Consider the following 16,167-nt stretch of genomic DNA (forward strand, 5'->3'; position numbering starts at 1 on the left):
TGTCTGGTGGAGAAGTCTTCGCGACAAGCGAGATTCAGGGGATGAGCAGCTAAAATTTATTGCGTCCGTCGAGTTTTCGAAATCAATGCTTGAGAGCATTCCTCTGAGATTTCAGAGATAAGCTGTCGCGAACAGTTTCAGTCCACTTGAATCGGAGTGAAATTGCAATCGATGCGGCCCAACGGTCTGATTCAAATATGCTGAGGTGATTAACCGTACTCAACCGTGCGTCGTATTGCGAACGAATCGAAAGCGACATTGGGCCTGAACAATTGTTTGCCAGGGAGACATGTCGTAGCATTTTCATGCAGGGGATCTGAAGGACTGTCGCAGACGTTTCGCCCTGTCATCTCAGATGACCTCGCAGGATCCTTATTCCAAAGCGAGGAAACGCTGCGCTGGAATTCACGACAATGCAGCGATATCTTGCGATCTGCTTCTCGATGGGCTTGCGAATAAATTGGAGATTGCCATGAACAATGGATCAGGTTTCGGGGCGGAATTGAGCCTCAGTCGGCGAGCATTTCTGGGAACGATTGCTGCCGGTTCGGTTGCTCTGGCGTCCCCGACCTTTGCGGCGAACCCGATTGTTCGAACCGGAAAAGCCCATTTTAAGTTGTCGCTGGCAGCGTACTCGTTTCACAAGCAGATGTTCCGCAACTGGCCGAAACCATCTGAGAAGACTTCTGACTTCTCACTGGTGAACGTCATCGATTTTTGTGCCAAACACAATGTCGATGCCGTTGAGCTGACAAGCTATTACTTCCCGAACCCGCTGACTTCTGAGTACATCAATCAGATTAAAGAGCAGACATTTCGGCTTGGAATCGATATCTCTGGAACTGCGATCGGCAACGATTTCTGTCTTCCAGAGGGGCCCGCTCGCGAAGCGGAACTGGCTCTGTGCCGTCTCTGGATTGATTACGCTGCCGAGATGGGCGCACCTGTGATTCGGATTTTCGCTGGGAAGGTGCCCAAAGGCGAGACCGAAGAAGTAGCCATTGAACGCTGTGTTGCAGGAATCAATGAGTGTCTGAAGCACGCCGCGAAGAAGGGGGTTGTGCTGGCGCTCGAAAATCATCACGGGATCACTTCAACAGCCAAGCAGATGTTGAGCATCGTCAAGAAGGTCGATCCTTCTCCATGGTTCGGGATCAACTTCGACAGCGGAAACTTCCTGCTGGACGATCCATACAACGATCTGGAGCAGATTGCTCCATACGCAGTGAATGCCCAGATTAAAGTGGCAGTGAAAAAGTCGACCAACGAACGCGTCCCAATGGACTTGCCGCGTGTGATCTCCATTCTCCGTCAGGCCGCGTATCGTGGCTATATCGTACTTGAATACGAAGAAGCCGAAGATCCATTCGTCGCCGTTCCTCGCTACCTTGATCAACTGAGAACGTTGATTCAGTAACGTGATGACTGTTCGAATCGGACTGTGAATTGCTTCAGGCAGGGAATTGAGAAAGCTCTCACCGGATTAAGTCTGGTGAGAGCTTTCTGTGCTTTGAATAAGTCTCGTTCGAGCACGGCTGTCGCAGAGTAAACCGGACGCTCTGAACAACGATCATCAACAGTTGATTATCGTTGTGTTGAATACCCGGTTTGTTGAACCTCTGAAGATTCTTTTAGTCCGGTACTGCCTCGCATTGCTCCGCTGATTCCGAGGATTTCCGGATGTCGGGCGACCTTGTCAGCAAAGACTCGCAGGTCTTTCATGGTTGGATTCAGATTGTCGAAAAGCACTGTCAGTGCGGCCGCTGATCGATTCAGGTTTTGATAAAGTTGCGGGTCCGATGCCAGCTTCTGAACGGTTCCATTCTTGTCATTCAGCACTTGTGAGAACCGGTTCAACTCGGTCAGCAATGTCTCTAGCTGAATCAGACTGCCTGAGAGTTTTCTGGCGATGACATCACTTTCTTGTGCCAGAGGAAGAGTCGCCTGTTGGATGGTGTCGAGGTTCTCGGTGACCTTGGCCATCGACGCTCGTGCAGCCATGATTGTTTGTCGGGTTTCTTCGGCAATCAATGGCAAGGAAGCCGCGGTCTGTCGAAGGTCCTGTTGTAGTTGAGGGTCCGCCAGAAGAGTGTTGGCATGCGTGAGGGTTGAGGAGACGGAGCGGAGTGTGCCGCTGGCTTCCACGAAAGTCTGGGATGCTCCCGTTAACGTTTCGTTGAACTTGTCGAGTGTTAAAGCCGATCGTTCAATGACCTGATCCAGAGTTCCTCGATTGGTTTCCATCAGGCCGTTCAGGTTCTTGCCCACCCGTTGCCATTCATTACTGGTGGTCACGAGTGAATTCAGAGTGGTGCCAACAGTCTTTTCGAGACGTTCAATCGCAACCATCGGATCGCTCGCCTGTTGTCCATTGAGACGGGAACGTGGTTGCAGGAATTCCTGTGATTTTCCGCTGGAAAAGTTGATGCTGGCGTCCCCGAACAGCGACCGGGAGAGTGTTGCTGTTGAGTCGGCTCGTAATTGTCGATTCTCGAAAATGTTGAGGATGACGAGGACGCCCCCTTCGGATTCATCCATCACAAGTTCGTTGACAGTTCCGATTCCGATTCCATTCTGACGGACAGGGCAACCGGCATGCAGGCCGGGGACCTCATCGAAGTGGACTGCGATCTGGTAAGTTTTCAGCCAGTAATCTTTCAGATCACTGAACTGAATGAGCAAACCAGCCCCGACTCCCATCGCAAGTACGACGAAGATTCCGACGCGAAATTGTAGCTGGCGTTCCGTCATGATTCTGACCATCTGTCGTTTGATGAAACGACGTAAGTAACTCACAAATTCGTGATTCGTATGACCTGAGTTCCCCTGATCGGCAGGGGGCATCTGATTCAGGTTTCGATTCGTTCCAGCAGTCGGTCGCCGGCTTCACCTCGAACAAACTGGGAGACGCGTGAGTCAGGGCTGTCGAATGCCTGTTCCGCCGTTCCGTCAAAAATCAATTGCGGTTCATCTGCTTCGATCCGGGTTAACGGATACAGCATGACAACACGATCAGCAACTTTTCGTACCGTGACCATGTCGTGGGTCACAACGATGCTCGTCATCTGATACCGCTCTTTGGTCCGGATGATGAGTTCGTTAATCACGTCACTCATGATGGGGTCCAATCCCGTTGTCGGTTCGTCATACAACATGACATCCGGGTTCAGGGCCAGTGCTCTTGCCAGGGCGACGCGTTTTCGCATGCCCCCGGAGAGTTCCGCCGGCTTCTTCGGGCCAACCACTCGTGAATCAAGACCGACATCTCTCAGTCGTTCATGCACAATCGAGTCGAGTTCTTCCTGTCCCATCCGTGTGTTCTGTCGCAGGCTGAACGCCACGTTTTCGTAGTTTGTCAGACTGTCGAACAGGGCGCCCATTTGAAACAGATATCCAATCCGCAACCGAAACCGATTGAGTTCCCCTTCACGAAATTCTGAAGTCGGCTTTCCCCACCAGCGTACGGTTCCTGTCGTCGGAGAGATCAGGTTCATCAGGAGTTTGAGTGTGACACTTTTTCCGCATCCGGATTCGCCAATCACGACTAACGTTTTGCCAGCATCGACTGAAAGATCGATGTCTCGCAGGATCGGTTGCTGACCGAACGCTTTCGTAATGCCCTGAAGTTCAAGTGGCGGAGTCATAGGATCAGTAACGTGATTTGTGCTTTCTGGACGAGGCAGAGAAGTGACCGTTTAAGGAAGCGAGTTAAATTCCAAAACCAGGACGTGGCCAAAGCAGGCTGGCGGTTTCCATCAACAGAAACCCAAGTACAAAGTCGATTGCCAGAATCACAATGAAGGAATAGACGAAGGCCTCTGTCGCAGCCTGCCCAACCCCCTCTGCACCTGCTTTGCTGTGGAAGCCACGGTGGCAGGCAATAACAGAGATTGCGGCACCAAAAAACAGACTCTTCAGAATGCCGCTCCACAGGTCGAACGACGTGACGAAATTTGTGGAATAGTGCCAGTAATAGAAGCTGTTGATCTGCAGAACCTGCACGCTGAACCACCATCCAGAGAAGACACCAATTCCATCGGCAATCAGAGTGAGAAGTGGAATCAGCATGACACAGGCGAGGAATCTGGGAACCACGAGATAAGCAATCGGATTCGCCCCCAATGCGGTTAACGCGTCAATTTGTTCCGTGACTCGCATAGTGCCAAGCTGGGCAGCCATGGAACTCCCGACGCGGCCAGCCAGCATGACTGCGGCAAGCACAGGGCCTAACTCTTTCAGAAGAGTGACGTTGACCACCGTACCCAACTGATTCTCCATGTGCATCATGGCGAATTGTTCGTAGGACTGAACTGCCAGAACCATTCCGATGAAGCCACCAGTGACCAGAATGACGGGGACGCTCTGAACGCCGATCTGGAAAAGAACCGGCCAAAGGACATTCCCTTTAGGCCAGGCGCGGATCATCCAACCGAGCATGCGGCTGAAAAACAGAGTGAGGTCGCCGGTCAGTAATAGGAAATCAACGACGATGCGACCCAGGAAATGGATCGGGGAGTCAGGTTGATGTGTGACGGTTCCGGACGACATGATGAAACTGGTTCGGCAAAACGGATGGTCGATCTCACTTGGTCCCTGATACTGGAACCAGAGTTTGATCGGCAGATTTTGCCGGGACTCTACCCCAATTCGTCGATATGGGTCGAGACCGAAATTCCCGCCCCCCGCCGTGTGGAAAACGCTGTCAAACTAGGGAAGAACGTTCCACGAAAGAAGCCGAATCCGGTAGCGACTTTGCTACTGGATTCGGCTTGTAAGTCAATTCAAGGGAATATGTTCGGGTCAGTTTGTAGGCCGATGGGCCGCGGACGATGTTCGGCACCTGGCACATCAAAGCCCGACAGGGCGGCCTAGAAGTCGACTTGGAATCGGGTCATGAGGATATCGGTGGATGCTTTTTCTGTTGCCAGAATTGGTCCAGTCACAGTTCCTGGTTCGGAAATGGAGTGAATGTAGTTGAAGGTCACCTTGGTGTATGGGGTGGTGTACCAGTTCAATCCCACTGTGTAGTCTGCGATGGTTCCGCCGCGGACGTTGGTTCCCTGGCTGTCGTTCAGATCGAGGTAGGAGAAGCGTGCTGCGACTTCCCAGGCGCCCCAACCGCCGGGAGTGCAGTCTCTGCAGAACGAGAAGTTTTGTCTGGGGATCACACGATCAATGGCTCCTGACTTCCGATCATAAGGCCGATAGTCGTCTGTTAGGAAGTAGCCAGCTTGAATGTACGTTCCCGGCAGGATCGCGACGCCGTCATTGGATTGCTCGAAGGATGCATTCCCAACCTGATCGCGAGTGTTGACGAAATTGACCATCGTTTCGGACTGAAGGGAGAACTGGTTGTTCACCCAAAGGAATTCGGCACCAATGATATTGAAGCAGTCAACATTAAGATTCCCGGTCGCGACGAATGGCGGTGTTCCGTTTACTGCTCCGGAGACGCCCGATCCGCTGGTGCCCGGCTGAGTTCCGTTAACTCCAACAAACGATTCTGGCTGGGTCCGGAAGTTCACCGTATGATTGTTCGGAGCACTGAAGTAGTGGCCCATCCCCAAGTGTAGGTACTCACGCCCATTGCAGTCCCAGTGTGGAAGCCATGTCACACGTTCTGCGCTGGCGTAACCCCCGCTCAGGCTTGTCGAGCCTCCGAATTGATCCTGTCCGGCTGCAAAGAACGATGCGGCCCAGGTCATGTCCTGTTCTTCGTTGACGTCATAGAATCCGACACCGACATGACGGAACGGATTGAATGGAATGAAGAGGAGCGACCGTTCCATAAAAGTCGTGTAGCGGAAGCTGCTGACGACTTCGAGACTGAATGGTTGCTTCCATTGCCCGATGCGGACGTTCCCCAGAATCGGGACATCGGTGTGTTCGAAAAACAGGTCTTGGATGGTGGGACGTCCACTGAACCCGAAATCCACCTGCATCATGTAGTTGGTGTGCTCGGTAATCTTGCCTTTTCCTGCAAGGCGAAATCGCCGGATATCGACTCCGCTTGGAATTTCACCATAGTTCGCGATACTGGCATCGTCCTGTGAATACCAGACTGCATCGGCCTGAAAGACCCCGGTCAGTTGTGCTGTCGGGTACTTCTTTCCATTAAAATGATCGGCAAGTGAACCATACGCACCCTCCAGCGAGGCGATGCGCTGTTCGCGTTGACGGTCCCCTTCGGCTTCCCATGCGGCTCTTTCTTGAAGTGCCCCAGCGACAACGCTTCTGACTTGCTCTTCAGTCAGAACAGGGGCCGTTTCAGATTCGACAAAGACCTGACTCACGTCTGGAATTGTCCGTTTGCCTTCTGATTCCACCGAAATTTCATCGAGACGCTCACGGAGTGTGGCATTGTCCGCTTCGAGACGCTCCAGTCTTCGGAGCAGCCTCTCGTAGATCTGATCCTCTGAGAGTTCCTCTGGAGGTGGAACATAAGAAGGTTGTGCAAATGCGGAACTGGCTGCACACGACGCTGTCATCATTGCAGCGAGCAAAACACAGAAACGACTTGCTCGAGGTACGGAGTGAATTCCGGCCATACTCTCTCCCCTCCCTGGTTGATTTCAGTCGTCAAGTACGCTCAATCAGCAGACTGTCAATCATCCTGAGACAGTCAGAGAATGGAGTCTGCGGTGTCTGTTGTTCTTGCGAAAGAGGCAGAGACCCAGTGCAGACTATGGCTGGCCCCCTCCGGCAGAGCTCAGCAGTGAAAATTGATTCACGGCTGGAATTGATTGCCCAATGAGGAAGCGTCCATCGTTACTTACGAAGTTGAATTAGGGATCGTCTCCTCAGCTGAGGAGCATTGATGAGTAAGCGAATTGGTGGCCTGAAAAGCAGAGGTCTTCGAGATTGCGCCGGAATTGCGATTGTATTCCACAAGCCGGTTAGAACCCGAAAACTTTGTCTTGGCGGAGTTCCTGGAGGTAGATTGCCTCAGTGACGCGAACTCTGGGTTTGGCATGACCGGTAAACTTGTCGGACGCTGGAAGTCCTCATTTGTGAGGCAGCATTCGATAAAGTGCTGGAGCACGAGATGAAGCGACTGATTGTGGCCCGCAAGTCAGTCGTGTTTCTATGGACAGGGTGCTTTGCCGAGCGGGTCCAAGAGAGTGCGATTCTGGTTGATCTAAATATCGCCGTAACGATTACGTCATGTTTAGAAAATTTTGAAGAGGACTTTTGATCTCACTGTTTGGGGCTGTTCTGTCTGGTGAAACAGAATTTGCCATCAGTCAGGTCCCGCAACGATCAGAATTCAAACGCTCACTGTGCTCCAGCTTTGAACCGCCTTAGCTGACAATCGTTGTGCTGGGCTGATAACAGCTTTGATCAATTTCAGAACGGTCGCTACGAAGAGTTGAATCGTTCAAATCGTCCATGTGTAACAATTCTGAACGGACGATCTGACATGATTTGGGGCAGCGAAATCCCAGGCGAACGCGGTTCTGCTGGATCTCCAGAACGACGACCTCGATCTCGTCACCGATGCGAATGGATTGTTGTGGCTTCCGTGTCAAAACGAGCATGTTGCACCTCATCCCTTGGTCAAACGTGATTTCGCTCTCCCCCTTTGAAACCCGCATCTTGATATGAAAGTCCAAAACTTTCAGAAAGCTTCAAGATTCTTCATCGGAACCGAACAGTAATTTCGTATCTACAGGTGACTGATCTGAGGTTCTGATTGGTTTGCGAAATTTCATTCAGGGTTGAGTGAAAACATCCTATCAACTCAACAGGCGATAGTGTACGCTTGTTCTGTGTTTTTGAGGGTTCAGCGAGAAATTGTTGCAGAAGAATCTTGCAACTCATTTGATTTTAACGGTTTCCGACAAGTTGCTGATGATCGAGTCGACAGTGACATTGGCCGCTTGAGCTTTGTAGTTCAAAAGGATTCGGTGGCGGAGGACAGGGGCGGCGACATGTCGGATGTCTTCGACTGTGACATGTGAACGGCCCTGAAGTAGGGCTCTGGCTTTGCCTGCAAGGACCAGACATTGTGATGCACGGGTGCCTGCTCCCCAACTGACGTAGTTTTGAATGAATGCAGGGGCCTCGGCCTGACTGGGGCGCGAATTTGCCACAAGTCGTACAGCGTATTGAATGATTTCGCGGGCGATTGGAACCCCTCGAACGATGTGTTGGAATTCAAGGACATCGTCGCCAGTGAAGAGAGGCTCGATTCGTTCGCTCTGGTTCACCGTGGTTCGTTCAACAACAGTAATTTCGTCCTCTTCCGGGAGATAGTTCACAACCACATTGAACATGAAGCGGTCGAGTTGAGCTTCAGGAAGCGGGTAAGTTCCTTCCATTTCAATCGGGTTCTGCGTCGCCAGAACAAAGAATGGGGGAGAGAGTGGATAACGCTTTCCTGCTGCAGTGACTTGATGTTCCTGCATCGCTTCCAGCAAGGCTGCTTGTGTTTTTGGTGGTGTGCGATTGATTTCGTCAGCGAGAACGACGTTCGCGAAGATGGGGCCAGGGACAAAGGTAAATGCCCGTTTTCCATCCTGGTTTTCTTCAAGGATTTCGGTTCCGGTGATATCAGCGGGCATGAGATCAGGAGTGAACTGAATCCGTTGAAATTGCAGATGAAAAATTTGGGCAATCGACTTCACCAGTAATGTTTTGGCGAGTCCTGGAGCCCCGGTAATAAGGCAATGCCCTCCGGCAAGGAGGGCAATGAGGATCTGTTCAATAATTTCGTGTTGGCCAACGATTGTTTTAGAAAGTTGCTCTCGTATTTGATCCTTTGAGCTTCGTAGTTTCTGGACAGCTTCTTTTTCACTATCGAAGTCGGTGAACATGAATCACTCTCCAGAACAACATGAGATCGAATTGTATTTTCCGCATCAAAGCGGGTGACAATTACAGTAAAGCAGTTGTCTCGTCGAAGCCAAACATGAGATTGAAGTTTTGAACTGCAACACCACTTGCTCCCTTGACCAGATTATCAAGGACAGCAAGTACCATCACTCGGTCTTTGACGACTCGAGCGGTGATGTGGCAGAAGTTTGTTCCTGCGACATCTTTGGTTTTAGGAAGGTGGTCAACGATCTGTACGAATGGTTTGCCTGCGTAGAAATTGCGAAGTGATGTCAGGAGTTCATCCTGTGTGACAGGTCGTGTTGGTGTCGCGTAAATCGTCGCGAAAATCCCTCGATCCATCGGGGTCAGGTGAGGGGTGAAGATGACATCAACCGGTTCTCCAGAAATATCGGACAGGACCTGTTCGATCTCCGGAGTGTGACGGTGACTGCCGACTGCATATGCCGACAGACTTTCGTTGCACTCGCTGTAAATCATTTCCAGTTTTGGATTTCTTCCAGCACCGGAAACGCCACTCTTCGCATCAATAATAATCCCATTCGAATAAATGAGTTTATCAGACAGAAGTGGGGCCAGCGCCAGGATGGATGTGCTGGTGTAGCAGCCAGGGTTTGCGATCAGGTTTTGACCGGGGATTTTGTGTGCATAAAGCTCAGGAAGTCCATAAACCGTTGGTGAAAGACGTGTTGGGTCTGTGTGGACATGTCCGTACCACTTTTCGTACACGGATGGGTCGTTTAAGCGATAATCTGCAGAAAGATCAATAACAGGCAAACCGACAGAAAGTAACGAGGGTATTACATCCATGCTGGCCTTGTGCGGAAGACAACAGAAAACGACGTCGGCACAGGCAGCAAGTTCTTCAGGAGTTGGATTCGTCATGTTCAGATCCAGCCTGCCGGCCAGGCTGGTGTGAACGCGACTGATCGGACACGTTTCGGAACGGCTGGTGACGGCCGTGATTTGAGTTTGAGGGTGCCGGAGCAGAATACGAATCAGCTCGAGTGCTGTGTAACCGGTTCCACCAAGAATTGCCGTTCGAATCACTTGAGCCGTGTCCTTGTCGAGAGCTGCACACTGTTGTTCAAGACGTTGTGCAAAGTGAAGATCTGGATTCCGTTTCTAAGTAGATCGTCCAGAACGTGAAAGTCAATTTTGTGGTCTGGATTATGTCAGACTTGTTTCTGACCAGATTTTGGAGTTCGTCGTTTTATTTTCGTCAACACCGATTGTTGTGCGTTGAGATGAGTTGAGCAATCCACTCTATCTGAACGTTCCCTCTTCAGTGCTGACCTAAACTCTCTGGGAGATGCCGAAGTGCTTGAATACGATTGGGAAAATAGCGTCGGGCATTGGGTTTGTAATGCTGCACAGGGGATTCGGAAACAGATGGGAGCCAAACTGCTCCGGGAAGGGATTACTTTCCGGCAGTGGGAAGTTTTGGCCTGTCTGTCTGCTTCTGGCGGGTGCGGCTCACAATCTGAACTTGCGGAAGGCTTGGGGATCGAGCCTCACACCATGGCCGGTGTGGTGTTCCGTATGCAGCGGGATGGGTTGCTGGATCGCCGTTCTTGCGAGCAGGATCGCCGCAAGAACAAGGTGAAACCAACCGCAAAAGCCGATGAGCTCTGGAAGTGCGTTGCACCTGTTGCGAAGGCCGTTCGAGAACAGGCGATTCGCGGCTTTTCAGATGAAGAGCTCATTTTGCTGCGAAGCTTCTGTGAACGAATTCAGTCAAATCTGGAATCGCCGTTCACTTACAAGGCGCCGATCGTTCCAGCAGCGGAAGTGGAAATTGTGCAGGGGCACAACGGAGTTACCACGTCATCTGCCGATTCCTACATGGTTGAATAGTTCGGGATTTGGGTTCACTGTGTTCGGGCTCGTGAGAATCGATTTTCGCTTGAGAATCGATTCTCACGCAAACTTTTGAGGTGTTCAGCATTTTTGAAGCGACGAGGCATTTCAGTAACGTGGATTCCAGGTTTCTCCTGCTGAGAAGACTGGTGCACGTTCATCTCTGAGGCCGAACCGGTCTAAAAGTGAGCTGATTTTGAATTGAGAATGAAGGAGATTGCCGGGTTATGCGTGGGCCAACGCCTAAGCGGTGATTTCATTCTGAATTGTATTTGAAAGCCGAAACTACAATTGTGGTTTCGGCTTTCTTCGTTGAGTGGTCCGGTTCTGGCAGTCCACCGGGGCAGGAGCGGTGTCAGTGTTGGATCCTAGTTTCAGGCCGGGTACATTTGGAGTAGGTCGTGATGTCATTCAGATCCAATTGGAAACTGGCAGAGTGGGCGTTGTAGAAATGCCCTGAATCGACCTGATTGCGTGGACTGAAGTAGATTTCGCCTTTCGCCGAGCACAAGCGGTTTCGTCTGGCGAGACCAAGCGGTTGCATGCCTGATACGTATCGCTATTGATGGATTCGCCCTATGTCTGGAAAACCGCTTGATCGGGAAGAGTATGTGGAGCAGGCTTACTTTTTCCGGGTGATGCGAGAGCGTCTTGCGGACGGGAGCCCTGTTCAGGAGGTTCTGTCAGGGCTTCGCGAGGAAATTCTGACAACCACCCGCCTGCCGATGGCGATCGATTTTCTGATCGGGGAACTGCAATTCAAAGGCCATTTGGGGCAGGGGATGGCACGGCTGAAGCACTATTTCACGCCATTCCAAACGTTCATTATCTCGCGGGCTGAGGATGAAGGGGCACGGCTGGATTTCGCAATTGCGCTCAGGATTCTGGAACGTCAAGCGACCTTCCTAGGGAATTCTCCGGAGAATCATGCTGCGTTGTTTGTTTACCAGTTCGAGTGTCTCGCCAGAAATCGGCTGGGCTACGACGCAGGGATGTCTGCCATTATTGAAGACCCCTGTTTCCCTGCGGAGTGGAAAGCCTGGTTGACAAAAATTCGCTTTGATCTCGGGACGGTTGAATTCGCAGAATTGCTGTACAGCCGATCGGAACAGTATCTGGATGACGTCCGCCGCCAGCGCCGGGAGTCAGGGTTTCAATCGCCGGTTCCGTTGTTGTTTAATTCTCAGGCAGGTCGAATCGCCCGGGCCAATCTCGGGAAAGATCCCCTGTATATGTTCGCGGCGTTGCAGCGCCAGTTGGGGTATCCCGTGGTTCCGCGCCCGAAGCCAGAGAGTGCAGCAGGGGCGTTGTCGCCGCAAGTTGAGTTGAGATTGCAGCGAATCGAGGCTCGAATCGCCCTGGTCGAACAGGAACAGCGTGGCGGGTTGGACTTGTCACAGTTTTATCAGGCTCCAACCGAAGATTCGCCTGACCTGTAGGTCTGTTTCGTGGGAAGTTCAGCGGCCGAACTTGATCAAGTTCGCCTGATTTCCAGCGAACTTGTCGTCTTTACTCGCTGTATTCTGCGTGGCTGATACGTTGTCATCAACCTGTCTTGATCTCTGGAACTCCTGAAGAACTCGGACTCTCTCCCGTTGAACCCTACTCTCAGGGGCGTAGAATATCCACTTACGGATGATGTGCTGCAGGTTCCGTCCTGAGAGACGAGCAGAATCGAACTTGGGTCAGGGAAATCCCTGGTCAAGGAATGGCAAAGTTCTTGTAACCTGCCAGTTCTGAATGCCTTGCGGTATGTTGTGCCACAGCAGGAGTCACGAGGGCTGTGGTGTTGTTCGCCTGACATTTGCGGGGGCTGTCGCCTGATAGAGCATGATTGATGGAAGCCATCATCGGTTTTATGGGCTGGCAGAATTGTTTTGAATATTCAGAGGCAGGCGACTTTCTCTGTCTGTTCGAATCAAACGAACCGCTTTGGTAATCATTTTGTCTGGAAGGCAGCAGGTTGAATACTGCACTCGGCATGACTATTCAGGAACTGTATGAAGAGTTCGATTTTCTGGGAGATTGGGAAGAGCGTTGCGACTTCCTGATTGATCTCGGGTTTGAACTCCCTCAGATGACTGATGTCGACAAAACAGAGAAGAACCGTGTTCACGGTTGTCAAAGCAACGTTTGGCTCGTGGCGCATCTGAATACTGCAACCACTTCCCCGACAGTCGAGTTTGTCGCCAACAGTGACGCGATGATTGTGAACGGGTTGATTGCCGTGTTGATGGCCGTCTACAACCGCAAGACTCCTGAAGAGATTGTCCAGACAGACATCGAGGCGATTTTCAAACGACTTGAGCTGGATCGCCACCTCAGTTCACAGCGACGCAATGGTCTGTTCGGCATGGTGATTCGCATTCGCGAATTCGCGCTAGGGGTATTGGCTCAACTGGAATTGGCGAAAGTGAAACTGGAGTTGGGAGCGAAGTAGACCGGTCACCTTCCAGAGTTGTCCGGCGTCTATGGCGGCTTTGAACTGCTAGACATGAGTCGGTCAATGTAAAATGGCGATTGTGATTGATGTTCCTCTGAATGGCGTGTCAGGAACGTTGAGATTCGGCCAGATCCGATTTGATTCGTTCACTTCTGTTGTGTCCTTCTGTTACTGTGTCTGGCCGCCAGTTGTTGCATGATCACATCAGCGATCGCCTGCTGTTTCCGCTCTGTTCACGATTGACACAACCATGTTTGAGATTGAGCGAGTTCGAAGTCAGTTTCCTGTTTTTCAACAGACGCTCCCTAAGGGAGTGCCTGTCACGTATCTCGACACGGCAGCTTCAGCTCAGAAGCCTCAATGTGTGATTGACGCCGAACGTACGGTCTATGAAACGCACTATGCGAATGCGTATCGAGGCGTTTATCGGTTTGGTGCCTTGATCGACGATGAACTCGAAGCCAGTCGAGAAGCGGTTCGGCAGTTGATTGGTGCGGAAAGCACTGACGAGGAGATCTCGTTCACTTCAGGCACGACGCTCGCGTTAAACAGCATTGCTTTTGGTTGGGGACGCAAGCACCTGAAGCAGGGAGACGAAATTCTCCTGAACCTGATGGAGCATCACGCAAATCTGGTTCCGTGGCAGCAAGTGGCTCTGCAGACCGGGGCCGTTGTTCGGTATCTCCCGTTGACGGATTCTGGCGAGCTGGATCTGGCTCAACTCGACGAGTTCGTAACACCGCGTACAAAAATTCTCTCTGTCACCGGCATGTCGAATGTGTTGGGGACGATCAACCCAATTAAGCTGCTCGCGGATCGAGTGCATGATGTCGGCGGAGTCATCGTTGTCGACGCGGCTCAGAGTGTGCCGCATGGGGCTATTGATGTGGTCGATCTGGGGATCGACTTCATGGCTTTTTCCGGTCACAAGCTGTACGGGCCAACCGGAATTGGGGTTCTCTACGGCAAGCGGGAATTGCTTGAGCGAATGGACCCGTTTGTCTTCGGCGGGCACATGATTGAGCAGGTGAGTCTTGAGGGTTCAACCTGGTCTCATCTGCCGGCAAAATTCGAAGCAGGGACAATCCCGATCGTTCAGGCGATTGCATTGAAGTCCGCGATTGATTTCCTGAATGGGCTGGGGGTAGAGGTCGTTCATGATTATGAGCAAGAGTTGACCCGATACGGCTGGCAGGAATTGTCGAAGGTTCCCGGGGTTAAAATTCACGGGCCGTCAGTCGAAAACCGTGGTGCGATTCTCAGTTTTACTATGGAAAAGGCCCATCCAGAGGATTTGGCGCAACTTCTGGATCGTCGTGGTGTCTTTGTTCGTCACGGACACCATTGCACGATGCCGCTGCATTCCTGGTTGAAGGTTCCGGCGACAGTTCGTGCAAGTTTCGGAGTGTACAGCACTCACGAGGATGTCGATCGTCTTCGGGATGCACTTCTGTTTGCGAGAGAAAAGTTGCGTCTGGCGTAGTTGCAGCGCTTCAGGATTGGTTTGATTGTCCTTGGTGGGGTTGCGGAGGCCCGGGTGATCGACGGGTTTTTATTGATAATGAAGATTCTGCTGTCGGCTCCCAAAGGCTTCTAATCGGTTCGCTTCCCGGCAACTCGAAAACACTTGTCGAGTTCCGTATGATTCTTAGACGTTTATTTTAAGAAAGACCGAAGAATTGAGTCAGCACTGCTCAATTAACTGACGTCTGCCTTTCGCCGTGACCTGACCGGACAGCGGGATGGCTACAAAGATTTCACAATCACAAAAGACTTCCTCGACTTCAAAGGGGGAGTACGTCCAGCGCCAGACAATAACCCTGTTTGAGCCGCCCAATCTGCTGGCGCTCGAAGGTGGGGCAACCATTGGTCCGGTCACTGTTGTCTATGAAACTTTCGGAGAGCTTTCTCCCCGAAAGGACAATGTCGTCTATATCTGCCATGCCTTGACCGGTGACTCACATGTTTCCGGTCGGTATTCAGCTGAAGATCGAAAGCCAGGTTGGTGGGACGGGTTTGTCGGTCCCGGCAAGGCAATCGACACCAATATTTATTATGTGATCTGTGCCAATGTGCTCGGGGGGTGTCAGGGAACAACTGGCCCGAGTTCGATTAACCCTGTAACAGGTGAGCCGTACGGGCCGAATTTCCCGTTCATCACCATTCAGGACATTGTCAGTGTTCACAATGCACTGCTGGACGCATTGGGGATCGACAAAATTCTGGCGATTGTCGGGGGAAGTCTTGGTGGGATGCAGGTTCTGGAGTGGGCGGTCAGCCATCCGGATCGTGCAGCAGCGGCGATCCTTCTCGCATCGGGACCGTCTCTCAGTGCTCAGGGAATTGCATTCAATGCCGTCGGGCGACGGGCCATTTATTCTGATCCGTTGTTTCAGAATGGGCGGTATTACGAGGCAGAAGACAAGCCGCGGTTCGGTTTGGCTCTCGCTCGTATGATCGCTCACATTACGTACCTGTCCGAGCAGTCAATTGAATTGAAGTTTGGGCGCCGTTTGCAGAACGGAGCAGACTTCGCGTACGACAACCGATCAGAGGTCGAGTTTCAGGTCGAGAGTTATCTCCATTATCAGGGAAAGCGGTTTGTTGATCGCTTCGATGCCAACAGCTATCTGACCCTGACCCGTGTGATGGATTACTTTGATCTCACACGTCGGCAAGAGTCTCTTGCATCGGTCCTGTCTAAGTCACAGTGCCGGTTTCTGGTGGTTTCGTACACTTCAGACTGGCTGTTTCCAACGTCACAAAGTGAAGAAATTGTTCGGGCGCTTGTTGAGGCGCAAAGGCATGTGACGTTCACTGAACTTTCGAGCCCTTACGGTCATGATGCATTTCTGATCGAATCCGAGTTGCCGAAGTTGGAGCAGTTGGTCGTTCCGTTCCTGAGCCGCACTTATCTTGATGTGATGTCAGGTCGAGCTTAGTTTCATGTCAGGCTTCAATGCTTGAAGTGACTGACTGATTCCGCGATTCGTCGACCGCTCCCGTTTTGTCTGTCTGGTCTGCACTGG

At 51.6% G+C, this 16,167-nt stretch carries 13 protein-coding genes; 6 read left to right on the plus strand and 7 right to left on the minus strand.

The window, feature by feature from the left end; translation table 11 throughout:
* Window positions 1-472: 472 nt before the first annotated feature.
* The gene (locus SH527x_RS18365) at window positions 473-1,417 is read left to right on the plus strand and encodes a sugar phosphate isomerase/epimerase family protein (RefSeq protein WP_437192138.1); all 945 of its coding nucleotides are present in this window, start codon (window positions 473-475) and stop codon (window positions 1,415-1,417) included.
* Between the two features lie 167 nt (window positions 1,418-1,584).
* Here the strand turns inward: SH527x_RS18365 and SH527x_RS18370 are convergent, their stop codons facing one another.
* The 7 genes from SH527x_RS18370 to argC form a co-directional block, all read right to left on the minus strand.
* The gene (locus SH527x_RS18370; RefSeq protein WP_437192139.1) at window positions 1,585-2,751 is read right to left on the minus strand and encodes an MlaD family protein; all 1,167 of its coding nucleotides are present in this window, start codon (window positions 2,749-2,751) and stop codon (window positions 1,585-1,587) included.
* Window positions 2,752-2,849: 98 nt separating this feature from the next.
* Window positions 2,850-3,644 carry an ABC transporter ATP-binding protein gene (locus SH527x_RS18375; protein WP_437192140.1) on the minus strand — a complete coding sequence of 265 codons (795 nt, stop codon included), beginning with the start codon at window positions 3,642-3,644 and terminating at the stop codon, window positions 2,850-2,852.
* A gap of 64 nt (window positions 3,645-3,708) precedes the next feature.
* Complete coding sequence (locus tag SH527x_RS18380) at window positions 3,709-4,548, minus strand: MlaE family ABC transporter permease (RefSeq protein WP_437192141.1); 840 nt, start codon at window positions 4,546-4,548, stop codon at window positions 3,709-3,711.
* Between the two features lie 320 nt (window positions 4,549-4,868).
* Window positions 4,869-6,548 (minus strand): OprO/OprP family phosphate-selective porin, encoded by a 1,680-nt coding sequence (locus SH527x_RS18385; protein WP_437192142.1) that lies wholly within the window; start codon window positions 6,546-6,548, stop codon window positions 4,869-4,871.
* 753 nt (window positions 6,549-7,301) lie between these two features.
* Window positions 7,302-7,538, minus strand: coding sequence for a carbon storage regulator (locus tag SH527x_RS18390; protein ID WP_437192143.1), 237 nt, complete (start codon window positions 7,536-7,538; stop codon window positions 7,302-7,304).
* A 279-nt stretch (window positions 7,539-7,817) separates the two neighbouring features.
* Window positions 7,818-8,816 carry an AAA family ATPase gene (locus SH527x_RS18395; protein WP_437192144.1) on the minus strand — a complete coding sequence of 333 codons (999 nt, stop codon included), beginning with the start codon at window positions 8,814-8,816 and terminating at the stop codon, window positions 7,818-7,820.
* 61 nt (window positions 8,817-8,877) lie between these two features.
* A complete protein-coding gene (argC, locus tag SH527x_RS18400; RefSeq protein ID WP_437192145.1) occupies window positions 8,878-9,885 on the minus strand; it encodes an N-acetyl-gamma-glutamyl-phosphate reductase in 1,008 nt (335 codons plus the stop codon).
* 270 nt (window positions 9,886-10,155) lie between these two features.
* Between argC and SH527x_RS18405 the strand changes: the two genes are divergently transcribed.
* From SH527x_RS18405 to metX, 5 genes are all read left to right on the plus strand, one after another.
* Window positions 10,156-10,692 (plus strand): MarR family winged helix-turn-helix transcriptional regulator, encoded by a 537-nt coding sequence (locus tag SH527x_RS18405; protein ID WP_437192146.1) that lies wholly within the window; start codon window positions 10,156-10,158, stop codon window positions 10,690-10,692.
* A gap of 581 nt (window positions 10,693-11,273) precedes the next feature.
* On the plus strand, window positions 11,274-12,134 hold the full coding sequence (locus tag SH527x_RS18410) for a hypothetical protein (protein WP_437192147.1): 861 nt from the start codon (window positions 11,274-11,276) through the stop codon (window positions 12,132-12,134).
* Between the two features lie 524 nt (window positions 12,135-12,658).
* Window positions 12,659-13,135, plus strand: coding sequence for a SufE family protein (locus SH527x_RS18415; RefSeq protein ID WP_437192149.1), 477 nt, complete (start codon window positions 12,659-12,661; stop codon window positions 13,133-13,135).
* A 253-nt stretch (window positions 13,136-13,388) separates the two neighbouring features.
* A complete protein-coding gene (locus tag SH527x_RS18420; RefSeq protein WP_437192150.1) occupies window positions 13,389-14,621 on the plus strand; it encodes an aminotransferase class V-fold PLP-dependent enzyme in 1,233 nt (410 codons plus the stop codon).
* A 259-nt stretch (window positions 14,622-14,880) separates the two neighbouring features.
* Complete coding sequence (gene metX, locus SH527x_RS18425; RefSeq protein ID WP_437192151.1) at window positions 14,881-16,080, plus strand: homoserine O-acetyltransferase MetX; 1,200 nt, start codon at window positions 14,881-14,883, stop codon at window positions 16,078-16,080.
* The last annotated feature ends 87 nt before the right edge of the window (window positions 16,081-16,167 follow it).

Source organism: Planctomicrobium limosum (genome assembly GCF_051465645.1).
In the GTDB taxonomy this organism is placed as follows: domain Bacteria; phylum Planctomycetota; class Planctomycetia; order Planctomycetales; family Planctomycetaceae; genus Planctomicrobium.